This window comes from Microbacterium sp. B19 (assembly GCF_000333395.1).
GTDB lineage: Bacteria > Actinomycetota > Actinomycetes > Actinomycetales > Microbacteriaceae > Microbacterium.
Genome location: NZ_BADA01000213.1, coordinates 17,981 through 31,931, shown reverse-complemented (window position 1 = coordinate 31,931; position 13,951 = coordinate 17,981). Strand labels below are relative to the sequence as shown.

The 13,951-nt window shown below is 70.4% G+C and carries 13 protein-coding genes; 11 read left to right on the top strand and 2 right to left on the bottom strand.

Annotation, left to right across the window (positions count from 1 at the left end; translation table 11 throughout):
* Positions 1-402: MFS transporter (locus I5G_RS07985; protein ID WP_026095759.1), on the bottom strand; the 402-nt coding region annotated here is incomplete at its 3' end.
* Between the two features lie 168 nt (positions 403-570).
* Here I5G_RS07985 and I5G_RS07980 point away from each other — a divergent pair.
* The 8 genes from I5G_RS07980 to I5G_RS21365 all read left to right on the top strand — a co-directional run bounded on the left by I5G_RS07980 (position 571) and on the right by I5G_RS21365 (position 7,692).
* Positions 571-1,260 (top strand): IclR family transcriptional regulator, encoded by a 690-nt coding sequence (locus I5G_RS07980; RefSeq protein WP_022878585.1) that lies wholly within the window; start codon positions 571-573, stop codon positions 1,258-1,260.
* Between the two features lie 115 nt (positions 1,261-1,375).
* Positions 1,376-2,722 carry a bifunctional 3-(3-hydroxy-phenyl)propionate/3-hydroxycinnamic acid hydroxylase gene (locus tag I5G_RS21370; protein WP_204365550.1) on the top strand — a complete coding sequence of 449 codons (1,347 nt, stop codon included), beginning with the start codon at positions 1,376-1,378 and terminating at the stop codon, positions 2,720-2,722.
* Positions 2,664-3,149, top strand: a complete 486-nt coding sequence (locus I5G_RS26195) for a hypothetical protein (RefSeq protein WP_204365549.1) — start codon at positions 2,664-2,666, stop codon at positions 3,147-3,149. Before I5G_RS21370 ends, I5G_RS26195 begins: the two co-directional genes overlap by 59 nt.
* On the top strand, positions 3,146-3,919 hold the full coding sequence (locus I5G_RS07970; RefSeq protein ID WP_022878584.1) for a 2-keto-4-pentenoate hydratase: 774 nt from the start codon (positions 3,146-3,148) through the stop codon (positions 3,917-3,919). The genes I5G_RS26195 and I5G_RS07970 overlap by 4 nt, the downstream gene beginning before the upstream one ends.
* 1 nt (position 3,920) lies before the next feature.
* Positions 3,921-4,868, top strand: a complete 948-nt coding sequence (locus I5G_RS07965; RefSeq protein ID WP_022878583.1) for an acetaldehyde dehydrogenase (acetylating) — start codon at positions 3,921-3,923, stop codon at positions 4,866-4,868.
* Positions 4,865-5,887, top strand: coding sequence for a 4-hydroxy-2-oxovalerate aldolase (gene dmpG / locus I5G_RS07960; protein WP_022878582.1), 1,023 nt, complete (start codon positions 4,865-4,867; stop codon positions 5,885-5,887). Before I5G_RS07965 ends, dmpG begins: the two co-directional genes overlap by 4 nt.
* On the top strand, positions 5,884-6,741 hold the full coding sequence (locus tag I5G_RS07955) for an alpha/beta fold hydrolase (RefSeq protein WP_022878581.1): 858 nt from the start codon (positions 5,884-5,886) through the stop codon (positions 6,739-6,741). The genes dmpG and I5G_RS07955 overlap by 4 nt, the downstream gene beginning before the upstream one ends.
* Positions 6,742-6,768: 27 nt before the next feature.
* The gene (locus I5G_RS21365) at positions 6,769-7,692 is read left to right on the top strand and encodes a VOC family protein (RefSeq protein WP_204365548.1); all 924 of its coding nucleotides are present in this window, start codon (positions 6,769-6,771) and stop codon (positions 7,690-7,692) included.
* A 398-nt stretch (positions 7,693-8,090) separates the two neighbouring features.
* On the opposite strand, the gene I5G_RS07945 is transcribed toward I5G_RS21365, so the two are convergent.
* Entirely contained in the window at positions 8,091-8,669 is a 579-nt protein-coding gene (locus I5G_RS07945) for a TetR/AcrR family transcriptional regulator (RefSeq protein ID WP_022878580.1), read from the bottom strand.
* Between the two features lie 265 nt (positions 8,670-8,934).
* Here I5G_RS07945 and I5G_RS21360 point away from each other — a divergent pair, with 265 nt between their 5' ends.
* The 3 genes from I5G_RS21360 to purL all read left to right on the top strand — a co-directional run bounded on the left by I5G_RS21360 (position 8,935) and on the right by purL (position 13,919).
* A complete protein-coding gene (locus I5G_RS21360) occupies positions 8,935-9,744 on the top strand; it encodes a hypothetical protein (protein WP_051038701.1) in 810 nt (269 codons plus the stop codon).
* A 474-nt stretch (positions 9,745-10,218) separates the two neighbouring features.
* Positions 10,219-11,496, top strand: coding sequence for an ATP-binding protein (locus I5G_RS07935; RefSeq protein WP_022878579.1), 1,278 nt, complete (start codon positions 10,219-10,221; stop codon positions 11,494-11,496).
* An 83-nt stretch (positions 11,497-11,579) separates the two neighbouring features.
* Positions 11,580-13,919, top strand: a complete 2,340-nt coding sequence (purL, locus tag I5G_RS21355) for a phosphoribosylformylglycinamidine synthase subunit PurL (protein WP_022878578.1) — start codon at positions 11,580-11,582, stop codon at positions 13,917-13,919.
* Positions 13,920-13,951: the final 32 nt, after the last annotated feature.

Genomic DNA, 13,951 nt, shown 5'->3' with positions numbered 1-13,951 from the left:
CTGGGGCTTCGCGTGCTCCATCGACATCAGGGCCGCCCCCGCCCACTCTCCGCCGACGGCGACCCCCTGGATCAGGCGCAGGGTGACGAGCAGGATCGGTGCCCACAGCCCGATCTGGGCGACCGTCGGCAGCAGACCGATGAGGAAGCTGACGGCACCCATCAGAACCAGGGTGATGACCAGCATGCGCTTGCGGCCGAGGCGGTCGCCGAAGTGGCCGAAGATCACCCCGCCGAGCGGCCGGGCGAGGTACCCGACGGCGAGGGTGCCGAACGAGGCGAGGGTGCCGGTCAGCGGGTCCGTGCCGGGAAAGAACAGCGCCGGGAACACGAGCGCCGCGGCGGTGCCGTAGAGCAGGAAGTCGTAGAACTCGACGGTCGTCCCCAGGTAGCTGGAGATCATGGCCCGGCGACGTGCGCGGGAGGAAGTGCGGGAAGAGGGCTCGTTCACGGATGACTCCATCGTCTGTGCGAATAACGCACTGCTGCGTGCGATAAGTGGTTCGAGTGTGCGGCAAGTCCTCTCCGGTGTCAACAGATCTCTCGCGGACCGAGCGTTAGGGTGGACGCCATGGATACCGCGGCCCCCCGCTCTGCAACCGGCGCGCAGACGCTGGCCCGCGGACTCTCTGCTCTGAGTGCGGTCGCGGGCGCACCCCAGGGCCTGGCCGTTCAGGATGTGGCCGATCTCCTGGACGTGCACCGCACCATCGCCTACCGCCTGATGTCCACGCTCGTGGACGCGGGCTTCATCGCGAAGGGCGACGACGGCCGCTACCGCGGCGCCACGGGCCTGCTCGCGCTGCGCGCAGCCGGCTACGAATCGCTCACGTACGCGACCGCGCCCGTCCTCGCGGACCTTGCCGACGCACTCGGCGCCACCGTCGCACTCCTGGTCATCGAGAACGACGAGGCCGTCGCACTCCAGGTCCTGAGCCCGCGTGCGTCGAACTACCACATCGCATTCTCGATGGGGAGTCGGCATCCGCTCGACAAGGGAGCCGCCGGCCACGCGCTCATGGCGGCCACCGCGCCGCGCGAGGGTGAATCGACCGAGGTCGCAGAGACGCGCGAACGCGGGTGGGCGATCACCCACGGTCAGGTCGAGCCGGGCGCATGGGGACTCGCGGCGCCCGTCCGTCTGCCGCGGCTCGGCATCATCGCCTGCGTCAACGTGATCAGCCACCGCGAAGACGTCGTGCGGACGTCGGTCGACCGCGTCGTCGAGACGGCGCAGCGGATCGAGCGCCTGGTCGGCTGACGCCCCTCCCGCCTCGCCCCATCCGGTTCCCGGGTGGGGCTTTTTGCATCCCGCGGGCCGTGCTATGTTCCCATTTATCGCACGAATCAGTGCGTTAAATGAACGGGAGTCAACGATGACAGACGAAGAGAGGGACGACGTCGACGTCGTGATCGTCGGCGCGGGCCCCACCGGCCTGAGCCTGGCGAACCTGCTGGGCCTCCAGGGGATATCCGTGACCGTGCTCGAAGCGCTGCCGAGCCTGATCGACTACCCGCGCGGGGTCGGCATCGACGACGAGTCCCTGCGCTCTCTCCAGACGATGGGGCTCGTCGACCTCGCCCTGCCGCACACGACGCCGGCGCACATCATGCGCCTCGTCAACGGCAAGGGCCGTCAGATCACCGAGATCCGCCCCACCACGGATGAGTTCGGCTGGTCGCGACGCAACGCGTTCATCCAGCCCGAGGTCGACCGCGTCCTCTACGAGGGCCTCGCGCGCTTCCATCACGTCCAGGTGCTCTTCGGCCACACGCTCGACGCGATCACCGACGATGCGCACGGCGTCACGGTCGCCGGCACGACCGCAGACGACGAGGCGTTCCACCTCCGCGCCGCATACCTGGTGGGCGCCGACGGCGGGCGCAGCCGGACCCGCAAGCACATCGGCGTGTCCTTCGACGGGCAGTCGCCCTCGACCCGCTGGCTCGTCATCGACGTGCGCAACGACCCTCTCGGGACCCCGAACATCTACCTGGGTGGCGACCCCCGCCGCCCGTACGTCTCACTGGGACTGCCCCAGGGCCTCCGCCGTTTCGAGTTCATGCTGTTCGACGACGAACCCGACGTCCTCGTGGACGACACCGCGTTCCTCGCGAAGCTCCTCGCGCCGCACGTCCCCGACCCCGCGACGCTCGACATCGTCCGCGCCCGCGTCTATACGCACCACAGCCGTATCGCCGGCGACTTCCGCCGCGGACGCGTCTTCCTCGCCGGGGATGCCGCCCACCTCATGCCGGTGTGGCAGGGACAAGGGTGGAACAGCGGCGAGCGCGACGCCACGAATCTCGCGTGGAAACTCGCCGCCGTCATCGCGGGCCGCAGCGACGACCGCCTGCTCGACACGTACGCGACCGAGCGCCGTGATCACGCGAAGGCGATGATCGACCTCTCGACCGCGTTCGGACGTGTCGTCAAGCCGACGAACCCCCTCGTGGCCGGCGTGCGCGATGTCGCGGCATCCGCTCTCCACCTGTTCCCCGCGTCCGCGATCACTTCGCGCAGATGCGGTACAAGCCCATGCCGCGCTACAGGGCGGGCGTCGTGTGGATGCCACGACCTTGACGCCGGGCGGTCCGACCGCGCGGGTGACCTCGAACCTGCACGTGCACCGCACCGCGCACATCAAGGACTCGCCGGTCGGCATGCAGTTCATCCAGCCGACGGTGGTCACGGTGGACGGCGAGGAGAAGCTCCTCGATGACGTCATCGGCTACCGCTGGGCGGTGCTGCACTGGGGCGGGAACCCCGAGACGCTGTTCACACCGACGCAGCGCGACGATCTGCGGCGGTTGGGGGCGGCCCTGGTCTCGCTGCGCCCCGCCGTGCAATGCCATCGGGACGAACCGCAGGACCCGGATGCCGTCGTCGTGGGCGATCTCGGTCGGCTCAAGGCCTGGTTCGACGAACGTCCCGTGTCGGTGCTCATCGTGCGGCCGGACCGTTTCATCGCTGCCGCCACCGTTCCCCAACTCGCCGGTCGCGCGGTCGAAGCGGTCGCCCGCGCGGTGGCGCTGCGCGCCGACGCGCCGGTGAGCGCCTTTCCCTCGACGCCCGGGACGGCCACAGCCCCCGCGCCCGCGGCAGCCCCCTCCCCGGCATCCGTCGCGCGCGAGAAGGAGTGGGCATGACCTCGGCCACGGCGGTCGCGGCGGAGCGCCTGCTCCACGCCGCACGCACGAGAACCCCGGCCGCCCCGGTCCGCGACATCCTCGGCGACGACCTCAGCGCTGCGTACGACGTGCAGGAGATCGTGCTGTCGCAGGTCGAGGACCCGCGTGAGAATCCGCGGGTCGGACGGAAGGTGGGGTTGACCTCGACGGCCGTCCAGCGGCAGCTCGGCGTCGATCAGCCCGACTTCGGCGTGCTGCTGGCCGACATGGACGTGAGCGGTCTCGACACCGTCCCGTCGGCACGTCTGCAGCAACCGCGGATCGAGGCCGAGGTCGCGTTCGTCCTGGGCGACGACGTCGACGACCCCGAACGGGTGCTGGATGCCGTCTCGCACGTCGCGGCGGCGTTGGAGATCGTCGACAGCCGCGTCGCGAACTGGGACATCACGATCGTCGACACCGTCGCCGACAACGCCTCCAGCGGCCTGTTCGTCCTCGGCGAGGAACGCATCCCGCTCGCGGACATCGATCCGGTGGCGGTGGAAATGACCCTCGAGCGCAACGGCGAGATCGCATCGACCGGTTCGGGAGTGGCGTGCCTCGGCGACCCGCGCGAGGCGCTCCTTTGGGTCGCGCGTACCGCGCACCGCCTGGGTCGACCGCTGCGCGCGGGCGAGATCGTCCTGTCGGGCGCCCTCGGACCGATGGTCCCGTTCGGACCAGGAACCCACGTCACGGCACGGATCACCGGTCTCGGCTCCGTCTCGGCGACCGCATCGGAGGAGTGAAATGGGAATCAAAGCAGCCATCATCGGATCGGGCAACATCGGCACCGACCTCATGTTCAAGATCCTGCGGCTGAGTCCGACGCTCGAGATGGGGGCGATGGTGGGGATCGACCCCGCCTCCGACGGTCTCGCCCGCGCCGGCCGGCTCGGCGTCCCGACAACCCACGAGGGCGTCGAGGGACTCATCGCCCTTCCCGGTTTCGACGAGATCGAGGTGGTGTTCGACGCGACGAGCGCGGGCGCGCACAAGGCGAATGCCGCGGCGCTCGCGCCTTTCGGCAAGCTCCTCATCGACCTGACGCCCGCGGCGATCGGGCCCTACGTCGTGCCCGCGGTCGGCCTGGACGAGAGCCTCCACGCCGACGACGTCAACATGGTCACGTGCGGCGGGCAGGCAACGATCCCGGTCGTCGCGGCCGTCTCTCGCGTCGTACCGGTGCACTACGCGGAGATCGTGGCGTCGATCGCGTCGAGATCCGCAGGTCCCGGCACGCGCGCCAACATCGACGAGTTCACCGAGACCACCGCGGAGGCCCTCGAGGTCGTCGGCGGGGCGGCCCGGGGGAAGGCGATCATCGTCCTCAACCCCGCCGATCCGCCGATGATCATGCGCGACACGGTGCAGGTGGTCGTGGATCGCCTGAGCGACGCGCAGCGCGCCGAGGTCGAGGCATCCATCGATCGCATGATCGAGGCCGTCGCCGCGTACGTCCCGGGTTATCGCCGCAAGCAGGCGGTGCAGTTCCTCGACGAGGGTCCCGAGCTCGACGGTCTGTTGCCGCCCGAGCGCCGGAGCGGCGCCTACACGCGCGTGTCGGTGTTCCTCGAGGTCGAAGGCGCCGCCATGTATCTGCCCGCCTACGCCGGGAACCTCGACATCATGACCAGCGCCGCGCTCCGGACCGCCGAGACGCTCGTCGCCGCCCGCACGAAGGAGAAGGTCGCATGACCCGCGTCTATCTGCAGGACGTCACGCTCCGTGACGGCATGCACGCCATCCGCCACCGCATCACACCGGAAAGGGTCGCCGAGATCGCGCGCGCGCTGGACCGCGCGGGAGTGGATGCCATCGAGGTGTCGCACGGCGACGGGCTCGCGGGTTCGTCGCTGACGTACGGCGCCGGGAGCAACACGGACGCGGAGTGGATCGAAGCGGCCGCCGCTGTGATGGAGAACGCGGTGCTCACGACGCTGATCCTCCCGGGTATCGGCACCCTGCGGGAGCTGCGGCACGCGTTCGACCTCGGCGTCCGGTCGGTGCGCGTCGCCACCCACTGCACCGAGGCCGACGTCGCGGCGCAGCACATCTCCACCGCGCGCGAGTGGGGCATGGACGTCTCCGGGTTCCTGATGATGAGCCACCTCTCGGATGCCGGTTCCCTCGCGCAGCAGGCGAAGCTCATGGAGTCGTACGGAGCGAATTGCGTCTACGTCACCGACTCGGGCGGGCGGCTCACGATGGACGGCATCCGCGACCGCGTCCGCGCCTACCGCGACGTGCTGGACAGCAAGACCCAGATCGGCGTGCACGCGCACCAGAACCTGTCGCTCGCGGTGGCGAACTCCGTCGTCGCGGTCGAGGAGGGCGCCTACCGGGTGGACGCCTCACTCGCCGGCCACGGCGCCGGTGCGGGCAACACCCCCATCGAGCCGTTCGTGGCCGTCGCCGCGCTCCACGGGTGGCAGGTGAAAGCCGACCTCTTCGCGCTCCAGGATGCCGCCGACGACCTCGTCCGACCGCTGCACGACCGCCCCGTCCAGGTCGACCGCGAGACGCTGACGCTCGGGTTCGCCGGGGTGTACTCGAGCTTCCTCCGGCATGCCGAACGGGCCGCGGCGACGTACGGGCTGGATGCGCGCGAGATCCTCGTGCGCGTCGGCGAGCGTGCGCTCATCGGCGGCCAGGAAGACATGATCACCGACGTCGCGCTCGACCTCGTCGCCGAACGCGAAGGAGTCCCCGCATGAGCGCCTCGACCGTCCCCGCCTACCGAACCGACGCGTTCTTCGGACTCTCCGACTCGTGGATCGAGACCGCCCCGGGCGAGATCACGCATTTCCACGAGTCGGGCGAGGGTACGCCGATCCTCTTCTTGCACGGCTCGGGCACGGGTGTCACGGCTGCCGCGAACTGGTGGCTCAATCTCCCCGAACTCTCCCGAACCGGCCGCTGCATCGCGATCGACTCGATCGGCTATGGGCAGACGGTCGTCGCGCCGGGCACCGAGTACGGCATCCGGGAATGGGTCCGGCACGCGGTGCGCGTGCTGGACGCTCTCGGAATCGAGAAGACGTGGATCGTCGGCAACTCGCTCGGCGGGTGGCTCGCCTTCCAGTTCGCGATCGACTTCCCTGAGCGCCTGCTCGGCATCGTCTCGATGGGGACGGGCGGAGCAAAGCTCACCGGGGCGCTCAAAGGGCACTCGAACCCCGTACTCACGCCGGAGGGCGTGCGGGACACTCTGGAGCTGTTCGTCGTCGACAAGAGCCTCGTCACCGACGAACTCGTGAGCCTGCGCTACGCGTCCGCGCTCAACGACACGGCATCCGACCGTCTCTCCGCGGTCGTCGCCGCGCGCGACCGCGATCGTCTCGCGCTGCCGCTCGACTTCGAGGCACTCTCCCGGCTCGAGATCGCCGTGCTGCTGATCCACGGGACGCAGGACCAGGTCATCCCGGTCTCGCGCACGTGGGAGCTGCTCACGGTGATCCCCCACGCCGACGCGCACATCTTCAGCCAGTGCGGGCACTGGTCGCAGGTGGAGCGCGCCGACGACTTCAACGCCCTCGTTTCCCGATTCCTCACCACCCACGGCGCCTGACGCGCCCCGATCGAAGGAGATCACGACATGTCCACGCTTTCCGACCGCTACGACCCGGGTCCGCAGATCGCCCAGTGCGGGTCGATCAACATCGGCACCGCCGACATCGAGAAGTCGCTCTGGTTCTTCCGCGACACCCTCGGCATGGAGGAGGTGGAGCGGGTCGGCGACGTCTCGTACCTCCGCTGCTACCAGGAACTCGGGCACCACTCGCTCGTGCTCACGCAGCAGGACGAGAACGTCGTCAATTCCTACGGCTTCCGGGTACGTCGGCCCCAGGACGTCGAGTTGTTCGCGCAGGAGTTCGCCGCGCAGGAGATCGAGACGCTCGAGATCCCGGCCGGAACCGAACGCGGGCGCGGCACCGCGGTGCGGTTCCTCGTGCCCGGGTCCGAGCACCCGTTCGAGCTCTACTACGACATCGACAAGCCCCAGGCCCCCGCGGACCTGCGCTCCAAGCTGCCGAGCAACTCGTCCCGTCGCCGCGGACTCGGCGTGCGCCGCCTCGACCACTACAACGTCCAGGCCACGCCCGGTCGCATCAATCAGGCCGAGCAGTGGGTGCGTGACAACCTCGGGTTCAAGCGCCGTGAATTCGCGATGCTCCCGGACCACCCGACCACCGTCCTGGCATCCTGGATGTCGGTCACATCGCAAGTGCACGACCTCGCGATGGTGGCGAATCAGGACGAGCTGAACGGACGCCTCCACCACCTCGCGTTCAACCTCGAGAGTTTCTCCGACGCCCTGACCGCGGCCGACGTGCTCGCGGATCTCGACGTCGAGATCGGGGTCGGACCGGGCAAGCACGGCATCGGCCAGGCGATGTACCTCTACGTGTTCGACCCGGGCTCGGGCCACCGCGTCGAGATCTACGCCGGCGGGACCACATCTTCGACCCCGACTGGCAGGCGCTCGAATGGGCTCCGGTCGACTTCCCCGAGGGCCTGACCTGGTACGGCGACCCGATCGACACCCGTCCCGGCAGCCGCGGTCGCGACACGACGCCCAGCGCCGGACTCGCACACCCCGCGCTGCAGCCGGTCGGCTGACGCTCCGCTACGAAAGCCCCGGTCCTCACGGGCCGGGGCTTTCGTCGTCCCCCGGCGCGGGCGGGGATGCCGGGCCCTCGCGCGAGCCGCGCCCGGCGCCTTCTCGTCGATCCGCACCACCTCAGCCCGAATCCGGGCAACGCGACTGACGGAGCGCGAATCACTGAGCGAGCGCGCCCGCGCCGCCCCTGGCATCCAAGATCCGAACGCCGGCACAACCTCAGCGATCCGCACCACCTCAGCCCGAATCCGGGGAACGCGACTGAGGTTGCGCGAATCACTGAGCCAGCGCAGCGCTCACGCCACGGATTCACCCCCGAGCACCCCGCGCAGACCGGCGCAATACTCCTCGAACGTCGCCTTCACCCCGAACGCCCGCTGGACGATGTACCCCTGCGCGAGGGCGACCATGTGGAGGCTGAGGTCCGCGGAATCCGTACCGGGATGCTCCGCCACCCACGGGCCGAGGGCCTCCTCGTACGCGCGGCGGATGCGGCCCACGATGTGGGTGATCAGCTGCTTCATCTCGGGGTCGATCGAGGCTTCCGCCCACATCTGGAGGACGACCGAGGCGGGGGTGCCGTCCTCGTCGAATCCGCGGAGGAAGCCGGCCACGAGGTCCCGCGGCGAGCGCGACGCGGCGCCTGCGGCCGCGATATTCGCCTCGCGGGCGCCGATCACGGTGTTGGCGGCGTAGAGCGCGATCTGCGCCTTGCTCTCGAAGTGCGAGTAGATCGAGCCCGTCGAGAGGCCGGACTCGGCGGAGATGTCGGCGATTGCCGTGCGCGTGAGTCCCTTGCGCTCCATCACCCGGATCGCGGCGGCCACGATCTCGTCGCGGCGGGCCTGCGAGGACGCTTCCGTGAGTCTCGGCATGCAAACAGAGTACCCGTTCTGTATAGTCACACACAGAACGCTCATTCTTTTTGGAGGCCCTCATGTCGACCCGCGTCGATCCGCCCACCCACTGGGCCCGCTCCCTCGCCATCGCCGTCGGCGCGGCCGTCGCCGTCACGCTGATCGTCCTGGCGTTCCTGTGGCCGGTGGCCACGGCATCCGCCAAGGACATCCCGCTCGCCGTCGTCGGCGACCCCACCGCGGTCGCCCAGGCGAGGACGGCCTCGCGAAGAACGCCGACGGCGTGTTCGCCCCCACGACCTACGCCGACCGGGATGCCGCGATCGACGCGATCGAGCGACGCGCGGTCTACGGCGCGGTCGTCGCCGGACGACAGCCCGAGGTACTCCTCGCGACAGCGGCGAGCCCCGCCGTGGCGACCGCGCTCCGAGGCGTGGCGCACGGACTGCAGGCGCAGGTGTCCGCGCAACTGGCGGCGGCGGGGCAGAACCCCACGGCGGTCGCGGTCACCGTCACCGACGTCGTGCCCCTCGTCGCCGCCGACCCCAACGGCGCGGGCATCGTCGCGATCGGCTTCCCGCTCGTCCTGGGTGGCCTGGCCGGCGGCATCCTGATCTCCCTGCTCGTGACCGGGGTCGCGCGACGGATCACGGCACTGGTCGTGTACGCCGCCGTCGCGGGAACCGCCGTCACCCTCATCGCGCACACGTGGTTCGGCATCCTGCCGGGCGATGCGCTGCCCCTCGTCGCGGGCGTCGCCCTCGCCATGCTCGGTACGGCGTCGTTCATCGTGGGGCTCAATGCCCTCATCGGCCCTCCCGGTATTGCGGTCGGTGCCGTGACGACGATGCTGATCGGCAACCCGCTGTCGGCGGCGAGCATGCCGGTCCAGTTCCTCGCGGCGCCGTGGGGCGGCGTCGGCCAGTTCTTCGTGCCGGGCGCGTCGGCGACGCTCATCCGCGACCTCGGCTACTTCCCCGCGGCGGACACGACGCAGCCCTGGCTCGTGCTCGCTGCCTGGGCGCTCGTCGGTGTCGTGCTGAGCGCGATCGGCCACTGGCGCAGCCGCGAGGTCGTCCACCTCCCGGAGTGATCGGGAGGGGATGCCACGCCCCACCGCCCACGCACAACCTCAGCGATTCGCACACCCTCAGCCCGGATCCACCCGAACCGACTGAGGTTGTGCGGATCACGGAGCCGCGGCAGCCCGCACCGCGGCGCCCGGCAGCCCGCAGCCGTCCCGCACCGCGGAGCCGCGGCAGCCCGCAGCCGTCCCGCACCGCGGAGCCCCGGCAGCCCGCAGCCGTCCCGCACCGCGGCGCCCGGCAGCCCGCAGCCGCCGGCCCCGCGGCGCCGGGCGGCGCCCGCACACCGGTCAGGCGTACCGCCCGCGCCCCGCGCCCGCTACCGTGGTGCCGAACAGAGGAACCCCGGCGGCGCACCCGGCAGCCGTGATCCTCGGCGTCGCCGTCGACGTGCACCCCCCTCGACGTCGGCGCGCTCGGCATCCGGCACGGTACGCCCGACCGCCACGGATCCCGAGTGCGTATCGGACGAAGGGCCCCTCATGACCGCATGGCGCATCCGCGACTACCACGCCGACGACGTCGACGACATCCTCCGACTCTGGGAGAGAGTCACCGCCGACGGGACCGAACCCGTCTACAGCCTCGCCGAGGTCCTGGCATCCTGCGCGAAAGACGACGCCGTCGTCGCGATCTCGGGCGACCACGTCGTCGGAGCGGCCATCGGACGCGCGGCGCACGCGCAGGGGTGGGTGGTGTTCCTCGCGACCGCGTCGCATCCGCACGATGGGAGCATGGGCGCGGCGCTGCTCGCGGCCCTCGAGGCGCGCATGGCTCCCCACGGCATCAGCAAGCTGTCGGCCCTCGTCCCCGCCGGCGAGACACCCGTCGATGCGTTCGTCGCCCAGGGCTTCGCGCCCCTGCACGACCTGCGTTACTTCGAACGGCACATCCCCGTCCAGCGTGAGGAGCTCAAGACGCTCGCCGAGCTCGGCGGCCGGGTGCTCCCGCGCGGCCTGTGGGATGCCGTCGGCGGCATGACCGCCGAGAAGGAACTGCTCGAACGGCGCGTCGTCATGCCCCTCGCCCACACCGAGCTCGCCGACCGGTTCGGCGTGGTGCCCCCGCGCGCGATCGTGCTCTTCGGCCCGCCCGGAACCGGGAAGACGACGTTCGCGAAGGCGATCGCGTCGCGGCTGGAGTGGTCGTTCGTGGAAGTCTTCCCCTCGCGCCTCGCCGGCAACCCGGAAGGACTCGCGGGAGCGCTGCGCTCCACGTTCGCCAAGATCGCCGAGCTCGAGCACGCCGTGGTGTTCATCGACGAGGTGGAGGAGATCGCCTCCCACCGGCAGGGCGAGCCACCGTCACCGACGCAGGGCGTGACCAACGAGCTGCTGAAGATCATCCCGGCCTTCCGCGAGCAGCCCGGTCGCATCCTGATCTGCGCCACGAACTTCATCAGATCCCTGGATGCCGCCTTCCTCCGCCACGGACGGTTCGACTACGTCATCCCGATCGGGCTGCCGGACGAGCAGGCGCGCACCGCGATCTGGAAGGGCTACGTGCCGGACAGCGCGGTCGGCGTCGACCTGGCCGGGTTGGTCGCGATGACGGAGGGCTTCTCGCCCGCCGACATCGAGTTCGCGGCCCGTCAGGCGTCGCAGGCGGCCCTGGAGTCGGCGGTGGATGCCGGGACCCCCGACCCCGCGGGCCCCTACATGTCGGACTACGTCGCCGCGGTCGCCCGCACGCGCGCGACGGTCTCGCCCGAGGCGGCGGCGGAGTTCCTCGAGGACATCACGACCGTAGGTCGCGTGTAGGCCGCGTTCGCCCGGCCGGGCGGGGCATCACGCGCAACTAGACTGTCCCCGTCCGGCCCCCGCGATTCTTGGAGCTCAGCCGCGTGACCACCCCGAACCCCGCCGCCCGTACAGCTCTCGCTGACACCGTCGAGAACGCGATCGCGACGCCCGAGAAGGAACAGCCGTACGGCGCCCTCGGCCTCAAGGACGACGAGTACGCGAAGATCCGCGAGATCCTCGGCCGCCGCCCCACGAGCGGCGAGCTGGCGATGTACTCCGTCATGTGGAGCGAGCACTGCTCCTACAAGTCCAGCAAGATCTACCTGCGCCAGTTCGGCCAGAAGGTCAGCGACGAGATGAAGACGCGCCTCATGGTCGGCATGGGCCAGAACGCCGGCGTCGTCGACGTGGGCGACGGCTGGGCGGTCACCTTCAAGGTCGAGTCGCACAACCACCCGAGCTACATCGAGCCCTTCCAGGGTGCGGCGACCGGCGTCGGCGGCATCGTCCGCGACATCATCTCGATGGGTGCGCGCCCGGTCGCGGTCATGGACCAGCTCCGCTTCGGCGCGATCGACCACCCCGATACCCCGCGCGTCGTCCACGGCGTGACCAGCGGCATCTCGTTCTACGGCAACTGCCTGGGCCTGCCGAACATCGGCGGCGAGACGGTGTTCGACTCCGTCTACCAGGGCAACCCGCTCGTCAACGCCCTCGCGGTCGGCGTCCTCCGCCACGAAGACCTCAAGCTCGCCAACGCGTCCGGCGCGGGCAACAAGGTCGTGCTGTTCGGTGCCCGCACGGGCGGCGACGGCATCGGCGGCGCGAGCATCCTGGCTTCCGACACCTTCGCCGACGGCGGACCCACCAAGCGTCCCGCGGTCCAGGTGGGCGACCCGTTCGCCGAGAAGGTGCTCATCGAGTGCTGCCTCGAGCTGTACCGCGACGACCTCGTCGAGGCGATTCAGGACCTCGGGGCCGCGGGCATCTCGTGCGCCACGAGCGAGCTCGCCGCCAACGGCAACAGCGGCATGAAGGTCGAGCTGTCGAAGGTGCTGCTGCGCGACCCGTCGCTCACGCCCGAGGAGATCCTCATGAGCGAGAGCCAGGAGCGCATGATGGCGATCGTGGCTCCCGAGAAGCTCGACGCGTTCCTCGCGGTCGTCGGCAAGTGGGACGTCGAGACCAGCGTCCTCGGCGAGGTCACCGGTGACGGCCGCCTCGTCATCGACTGGTACGGCGAGCGCATCGTCGACGTCGATCCCTCGACCGTCGCGGTCGACGGCCCCGTGTACGAGCGCCCCGTCGCCTACCCGACCTGGATCGACGCGCTGCAGGCCGACTCCGCCACGAAGCTGCCCCGCGCGTCCGACAACGACGCGCTGCGCGAGCAGTTCACGACCCTCGTCGCGAGCCCCAACCTCGCCGACACGTCGTGGATCACGAACCAGTACGACTACTACGTCCTCGGCAACACGGCGCTGAGCTTCCCCGACGACGCCGGCATGATCCGCGTCGACGAGGAGACGGGCCTCGGCTTCGCGATCGCCACCGACTGCAACGGCCGCTACTGCCAGCTCGACCCGTACACGGGCGCGAAGCTCGCCCTCGCCGAGGCGTACCGCAACGTCGCCGTCACCGGCGCCGTGCCGACCGCGGTCACCGACTGCCTGAACTTCGGCAGCCCCGAGAACCCCGAGGTCATGTGGCAGTTCAGCCAGGCCGTCGAGGGTCTGTCCGACGGATGCCTCGAACTCGGCATCCCGGTCACGGGCGGCAACGTGTCGTTCTACAACCAGACCGGCGACCAGCCGATCCACCCGACCCCCGTGGTGGGCGTCATGGGCATCATCGACGACGTCGCCGCGCGCATCCCGAGCGGATGGCAGGATGCCGGCGAGAACCTGTACCTGCTGGGCGTCACCGCCGACGAGCTCGACGGCTCGCAGTGGGCCGGGACGATCCACGACCACCTCGGCGGCCGCCCGCCGAAGGTCGACCTCGCCCAGGAGCGCAAGCTCGCCGAGCTGCTGCAGGCCGCGGGTTCGCAGTCGCTCGTGTCCAGCGCGCACGACCTCTCGTCGGGCGGTCTCGCGCAGGCCCTCGCGGAGGGCGTGATGCGCTTCGGCGTCGGCGCGCGCGTCTGGCTCACCGAGCTCATGGAACGCGACGGAGTGGATGCCACCGCCGCCCTGTTCAGCGAGTCCACGGGCCGCGTGCTCGTGAGCGTGCCGCGCGAGGAGGACGTGAAGTTCCGCGGCCTGTGCGACGGCCGCGGCTACCCGGTGCTGCGCATCGGCGTGACCGACGTCGAGCCGGGTGCCGAGGCGACGCTGGAGATCCAGGACGTGTTCACGGTTCCCGTGTCGGAGCTGCGTCGACTGTCGACCGAGACCCTTCCGGGCGTCTTCGGTCCGACGGTCACCGAGCCCGTCGCCTGAGCCGTCCGGGGGAACCCGCCCAACGAGAAGGA

What these genes read in the sequence shown, in the direction of transcription:
- I5G_RS07980 (WP_022878585.1), top strand. Translation starts at nt 571, where the DNA reads ATGGATACCGCGGCCCCCCGCTCTGCAACCGGCGCGCAGACGCTGGCC.
- I5G_RS21370 (WP_204365550.1), top strand. Translation starts at nt 1,376, where the DNA reads ATGACAGACGAAGAGAGGGACGACGTCGACGTCGTGATCGTCGGCGCG.
- I5G_RS26195 (WP_204365549.1), top strand. Translation starts at nt 2,664, where the DNA reads ATGCAGTTCATCCAGCCGACGGTGGTCACGGTGGACGGCGAGGAGAAG.
- I5G_RS07970 (WP_022878584.1), top strand. Translation starts at nt 3,146, where the DNA reads ATGACCTCGGCCACGGCGGTCGCGGCGGAGCGCCTGCTCCACGCCGCA.
- I5G_RS07965 (WP_022878583.1), top strand. Translation starts at nt 3,921, where the DNA reads ATGGGAATCAAAGCAGCCATCATCGGATCGGGCAACATCGGCACCGAC.
- dmpG (WP_022878582.1), top strand. Translation starts at nt 4,865, where the DNA reads ATGACCCGCGTCTATCTGCAGGACGTCACGCTCCGTGACGGCATGCAC.
- I5G_RS07955 (WP_022878581.1), top strand. Translation starts at nt 5,884, where the DNA reads ATGAGCGCCTCGACCGTCCCCGCCTACCGAACCGACGCGTTCTTCGGA.
- I5G_RS21365 (WP_204365548.1), top strand. Translation starts at nt 6,769, where the DNA reads ATGTCCACGCTTTCCGACCGCTACGACCCGGGTCCGCAGATCGCCCAG.
- I5G_RS07945 (WP_022878580.1), bottom strand. Translation starts at nt 8,669, where the DNA reads ATGCCGAGACTCACGGAAGCGTCCTCGCAGGCCCGCCGCGACGAGATC.
- I5G_RS07935 (WP_022878579.1), top strand. Translation starts at nt 10,219, where the DNA reads ATGACCGCATGGCGCATCCGCGACTACCACGCCGACGACGTCGACGAC.